The following is a 419-nucleotide window of genomic DNA, read 5'->3' as shown; positions in this document are numbered from 1 at the left end:
CTGTGGCCGAACCTTTTCCGGGCCGGTGTGTTCGTGCCGCTGAAGATCGGTATAGACAAGATTCTTGCCACCGATGCACAGCGACGGGGGTCGTCGTTGACGCGTGCCAAGATCCGCCTTTTTCTCGGGTGGCATGTGAGGCGAGCCCGGTACCTCGAAGCCGTGACGCAGGGTGGTCCCCGCCATGGCATCAACGGCGCTGCGGAGAACGCGCGGACGGTCACCATCGCGAATGCCGCCTACGCCCAGGAGAAGCTGCAGACCCTAGTGAAAAGCCATGACGGGACGTCCGCCGGAGATCCGGATGGCGAAGAAGGAATGGACTGGTGGAACGGGCTTGATGGTAGAGAGAGGACGAAGTGGATGAAAGCGGGAGGTAACACTGGCGTTGCTGCCGATGCGTGGAATGCCTTCAAGGT

Annotated in this window: 1 protein-coding gene; it reads left to right on the top strand. The window is 61.3% G+C overall.

Features of this window, described 5'->3' with window-relative positions; all coding sequences use genetic code 11:
- Nucleotides 1-419: ProQ/FINO family protein (locus tag K9U40_RS24135; protein ID WP_282892575.1), on the top strand; the 419-nt coding region annotated here is incomplete at both ends.

Source organism: Xanthobacter autotrophicus (assembly GCF_030015065.1).
In the GTDB taxonomy this organism is placed as follows: Bacteria; Pseudomonadota; Alphaproteobacteria; order Rhizobiales; family Xanthobacteraceae; genus Xanthobacter; species Xanthobacter autotrophicus_D.
Note: the sequence above shows the minus strand (reverse complement) of the source record. Positions and strands in the feature narration are given on the sequence as shown.